Annotated in this window: 3 rRNA genes; all 3 read right to left on the bottom strand. The window is 57.8% G+C overall.

The features are described 5' to 3' along the window. Nucleotides 1-49: 49 nt before the first annotated feature. The 3 genes from rrf to VR894_RS19050 all read right to left on the bottom strand — a co-directional run bounded on the left by rrf (nt 50) and on the right by VR894_RS19050 (nt 5,212). A 5S ribosomal RNA gene (rrf, locus tag VR894_RS19060) occupies nt 50-166 on the bottom strand. A gap of 100 nt (nt 167-266) precedes the next feature. After that, nucleotides 267-3,388, bottom strand: a 23S ribosomal RNA gene (locus VR894_RS19055). Nucleotides 3,389-3,687: 299 nt separating this feature from the next. After that, nucleotides 3,688-5,212: ribosomal RNA gene (locus tag VR894_RS19050) — 16S ribosomal RNA — on the bottom strand. Together the 16S, 23S and 5S rRNA genes form the textbook arrangement of a ribosomal RNA operon. Nucleotides 5,213-5,500: the final 288 nt, after the last annotated feature.

The raw sequence follows: 5,500 nt of genomic DNA, 5'->3' as shown, positions 1-5,500 counted from the left end.
GAAACACGTATGGGCCGCAACGGTTGTTGCGGCCCATAGGTGAATGGGTGTTCGGCGGTGTCCTACTCTCCCACGTAGTCTCCCACGCAGTACCATCGGCGCTGAGGGGCTTAGCTTCCGGGTTCGGAATGGGACCGGGCGTTTCCCCCTCGCTATGACCGCCGTAACTCTATGGAGTTCTCACCATTCGCCGTCCCACACCTGGTGTGGGGGGTGGGTGGCTCCAGAACCGTACAGTGGACGCGTCATCACATGGTCTTGTTGTTGTGGTGAAGTTGTTGGCCAATTAGTACCGGTCAGCTCCACGGGTTGTCCCCGCTTCCACGTCCGGCCTATCAACCCAGTGTTCTGCTGGGGGCCTTCCCACCTCGAGGGTGGTGGAAACCTCATCTTGAAGCAGGCTTCCCGCTTAGATGCTTTCAGCGGTTATCCCTTCCGAACGTAGCCAACCAGCCGTGCTCCTGGCGGAACAACTGGCACACCAGAGGTTCGTCCGTCCCGGTCCTCTCGTACTAGGGACAGGCCTTCTCAAGTTTCCTGCGCGCGCAGCGGATAGGGACCGAACTGTCTCACGACGTTCTAAACCCAGCTCGCGTACCGCTTTAATGGGCGAACAGCCCAACCCTTGGGACCTACTCCAGCCCCAGGATGCGACGAGCCGACATCGAGGTGCCAAACCATGCCGTCGATATGGACTCTTGGGCAAGATCAGCCTGTTATCCCCGGGGTACCTTTTATCCGTTGAGCGACGGCGCTTCCACAAGCCACCGCCGGATCACTAGTTCCGACTTTCGTCCCTGCTCGACCTGTCAGTCTCACAGTCAAGCTCCCTTGTGCACTTACACTCGCCACCTGATTGCCAACCAGGCTGAGGGAACCTTTGAGCGCCTCCGTTACATTTTAGGAGGCAACCGCCCCAGTTAAACTACCCACCAGGCACTGTCCCTGGTCCGGATTACGGACCGAAGTTAGATGTTCAGAACGACCAGAGTGGTATTTCAACGATGACTCCACAACCACTGGCGTGGCTGCTTCACAGTCTCCCACCTATCCTACACAAGCCGTCCCGAACACCAATACCAAGCTATAGTAAAGGTCCCGGGGTCTTTCCGTCCTGCTGCGCGTAACGAGCATCTTTACTCGTAGTGCAATTTCGCCGAGTTCACGGTTGAGACAGCGGAGAAGTCGTTACGCCATTCGTGCAGGTCGGAACTTACCCGACAAGGAATTTCGCTACCTTAGGATGGTTATAGTTACCACCGCCGTTTACTGGGGCTTAAATTCTGAGCTTCGCCCACCAAAGGTGAGCTGACCCGTCCTCTTAACCTTCCAGCACCGGGCAGGCGTCAGTCCGTATACATCGTCTTGCGACTTCGCACGGACCTGTGTTTTTAGTAAACAGTCGCTTCTCCCTGGTCTCTGCGGCCCTCAAAGGCTAGCCAGCAAGTGGCTTCACCCCTCAGGCCCCCCTTCTCCCGAAGTTACGGGGGTATTTTGCCGAGTTCCTTAACCGTGATTCTCTCGATCGCCTTGGTATACTCTACCTGACCACCTGAGTCGGTTTAGGGTACGGGCGGCTAACACCTCGCGTCGAGGCTTTTCTTGGCAGCATAGGATCACCCTGCTTCCCGCGTTCGCGGTCACCATCAGGTCTGAGGCTGTATGAGGCCCGGATTTGCCTGGACCTCGCCCTGCTCCCTTGGACGTGCATAGCCATAAAGCACGCGGTGGCTACCTGTCTGCGTCACCCCTGTTAATACGCTTACCTACTACCGGATCGGGTCCCGCGCGCAACTGCCACCGATCCCGAAGGAACGTGTGGCGGTCTTGGGCGGTTAGCATCACCGGGCTCGGTATGGGCGGTGTTTCGCCGGTACGGGAATATCAACCCGTTGTCCATCGACTACGCCTGTCGGCCTCGCCTTAGGTCCCGACTTACCCAGGGCGGATTAACCTGGCCCTGGAACCCTTGGTCATTCGGCGGACGGGTTTCTCACCCGTCTTTCGCTACTCATGCCTGCATTCTCACTCGTGTGGGATCCACCACTGGGTCACCCCGCAGCTTCACCTCCCACACGACGCTCCCCTACCCATCAACACCCCTGAACACCCACCACGAGGGCGGACGCTGGGGACATGTGCTGATGCCACGGCTTCGGCGGTGTGCTTGAGCCCCGCTGAATTGTCGGCGCAGAATCACTTGACCAGTGAGCTATTACGCACTCTTTCAAGGGTGGCTGCTTCTAAGCCAACCTCCTGGTTGTCTGTGCAACTCCACATCCTTTCCCACTTAGCACACGCTTAGGGGCCTTAGCCGGTGGTCTGGGCTGTTTCCCTCTCGACAACGAAGCTTATCCCTCGCCGTCTCACTGCTGCGCTTACACTTACCGGCATTCGGAGTTTGGCTGACGTCAGTAACCTGTTGGGGCCCATTAGCCATCCAGTGCTCTACCTCCGGCAAGAAACACGCAACGCTGCACCTAAATGCATTTCGGGGAGAACCAGCTATCACGAAGTTTGATTGGCCTTTCACCCCTAGCCACAGGTCATCCCCTCAGTTTTCAACCTAAGTGGGTTCGGTCCTCCACGCGGTCTTACCCGCGCTTCAACCTGCCCATGGCTAGATCACTTCGCTTCGGGTCTAGAACACGCGACTCAAACGCCCTATTCGGACTCGCTTTCGCTACGGCTTCCCCACACGGGTTAACCTCGCCACATGCCACTAACTCGCAGGCTCATTCTTCAAAAGGCACGCCGTCACCCCAGCTAAGGAGGCTCCGACGGGTTGTAAGCATCCGGTTTCAGGTACTATTTCACTCCCCTCCCGGGGTACTTTTCACCTTTCCCTCACGGTACTTGTCCGCTATCGGTCACTAGGTAGTATTTAGGCTTAGCAAGTGGTCTTGCCAGATTCACACGGGATTTCACGGGCCCCGTGCTACTCGGGATCCCCACCGGGAGGCGCCGCCATTTCGTCTACGGGGGTCTCACCCACTGTGCCCGGCCTTCCCAGACCGTTCGACTATGACAACGCTTTATCACTCCCCACCCGGCCGGCAGGCCAGGTTGGCGGGTCCCACAACCCCGAAGGTGCAACGACTGCCGTCTATCACACACCCCCGGTTTAGCCTCATCCGCTTTCGCTCGCCACTACTCACGGAATATCTCTTCCTGTGGGTACTGAGATGTTTCACTTCCCCACGTTCCCTCCACACGCCCTATACATTCAGGCGCGGGTAACTGGGCATGACCCCAGCTGGGTTTCCCCATTCGGACATCCTCGGATCACGGTTCGTTAGCCAACTCCCCGAGGCTTATCGCAGGCCACCACGTCCTTCTTCGGCTCCTAGTGCCAAGGCATCCACCGAATGCTCTTAAAAACTTGACCACAAAAGATCAAAGATGCTCGCGTCCACTGTACAGTTCTCAAGCAACCCACCGACCAACCCCGACCCGTCCCCACAAGGAAACGGACCGGCAGAAAGCGGCCACCAGAGGCACCCACACCACACCCACCCCCAAACCAGGGGCCGGTGCCGCGTGCCTGTGTCCTCAGGACCCAACAGCATGCCAAGCAATGACGTTCCACCCATGAGCAACCACCGAGAGCGCGTACGGCCCCCGCGTGGCCACCTGACACCACCGGGAACCCCGACGAAGCGGGCGATGGTGTGGTGAGCTCCTTAGAAAGGAGGTGATCCAGCCGCACCTTCCGGTACGGCTACCTTGTTACGACTTCGTCCTAATCGCCAGTCCCACCTTCGACAGCTCCCTCCCACAAGGGGTTGGGCCACCGGCTTCGGGTGTTACCGACTTTCATGACGTGACGGGCGGTGTGTACAAGGCCCGAGAACGTATTCACCGCAGCGTTGCTGATCTGCGATTACTAGCGACTCCGACTTCATGGGGTCGAGTTGCAGACCCCAATCCGAACTGAGACCGGCTTTTTGGGATTCGCTCCACCTCGCGGTATCGCAGCCCTTTGTACCGGCCATTGTAGCATGCGTGAAGCCCAAGACATAAGGGGCATGATGATTTGACGTCATCCCCACCTTCCTCCGAGTTGACCCCGGCAGTCTCCTATGAGTCCCCACCATTACGTGCTGGCAACACAGGACAAGGGTTGCGCTCGTTGCGGGACTTAACCCAACATCTCACGACACGAGCTGACGACAACCATGCACCACCTGTACACCGACCTTACGGGGAGCACATCTCTGCACTTTTCCGGTGTATGTCAAGCCTTGGTAAGGTTCTTCGCGTTGCATCGAATTAATCCGCATGCTCCGCCGCTTGTGCGGGCCCCCGTCAATTCCTTTGAGTTTTAGCCTTGCGGCCGTACTCCCCAGGCGGGGCACTTAATGCGTTAGCTGCGGCACGGAACCCGTGGAATGGATCCCACACCTAGTGCCCAACGTTTACGGCATGGACTACCAGGGTATCTAATCCTGTTCGCTCCCCATGCTTTCGCTCCTCAGCGTCAGTAACGGCCCAGAGACCTGCCTTCGCCATCGGTGTTCCTCCTGATATCTGCGCATTCCACCGCTACACCAGGAATTCCAGTCTCCCCTACCGCACTCTAGTCTGCCCGTACCCACTGCAGGCGCAAGGTTAAGCCTTGCGTTTTCACAGCAGACGCGACAAACCGCCTACGAGCTCTTTACGCCCAATAATTCCGGACAACGCTTGCGCCCTACGTATTACCGCGGCTGCTGGCACGTAGTTAGCCGGCGCTTCTTCTGCAGGTACCGTCACCCGAAGGCTTCTTCCCTACTGAAAGAGGTTTACAACCCGAAGGCCGTCATCCCTCACGCGGCGTCGCTGCATCAGGCTTGCGCCCATTGTGCAATATTCCCCACTGCTGCCTCCCGTAGGAGTCTGGGCCGTGTCTCAGTCCCAGTGTGGCCGGTCACCCTCTCAGGCCGGCTACCCGTCGTCGCCTTGGTAGGCCATTACCCCACCAACAAGCTGATAGGCCGCGAGTCCATCCCTCACCGATAAATCTTTCCACACACACCCATGCGGGCACGCGTAAATATCCGGTATTAGCACCGATTTCTCGGAGTTATCCCGAAGTCAGGGGCAGGTTACTCACGTGTTACTCACCCGTTCGCCACTAATCCACCCAGCAAGCTGGGCATCATCGTTCGACTTGCATGTGTTAAGCACGCCGCCAGCGTTCGTCCTGAGCCAGGATCAAACTCTCCGTAAATGTCTAGCGCCACCCCAAAAAGGGGTAACAACCATACGAAGAACACCCACCACCAACCGGCAGTGAGCAATCCAAGCAAACACCCACCCCGCAGAAACGAGGAACCACGAAGCAGGCATAAACAAACAAAACCCCAGACACCCACCAACCCCCCACCACACAAGGCAGAAGAAAGCAAGCAGACACCCAGGATCAAATGGCATCAAAAACTTGGCACACTGTTGAGTTCTCAAGAAACAGACACACACCGCCAGAACCAGCCCACCAGGACCAGCCCCGGACCGGGGC

The sequence above is a fragment of the Georgenia sp. H159 genome, from assembly GCF_035607575.1.
Classification (GTDB): domain Bacteria; phylum Actinomycetota; class Actinomycetes; order Actinomycetales; family Actinomycetaceae; genus Oceanitalea.
This window is presented reverse-complemented; position numbering and strand designations above follow the sequence as displayed.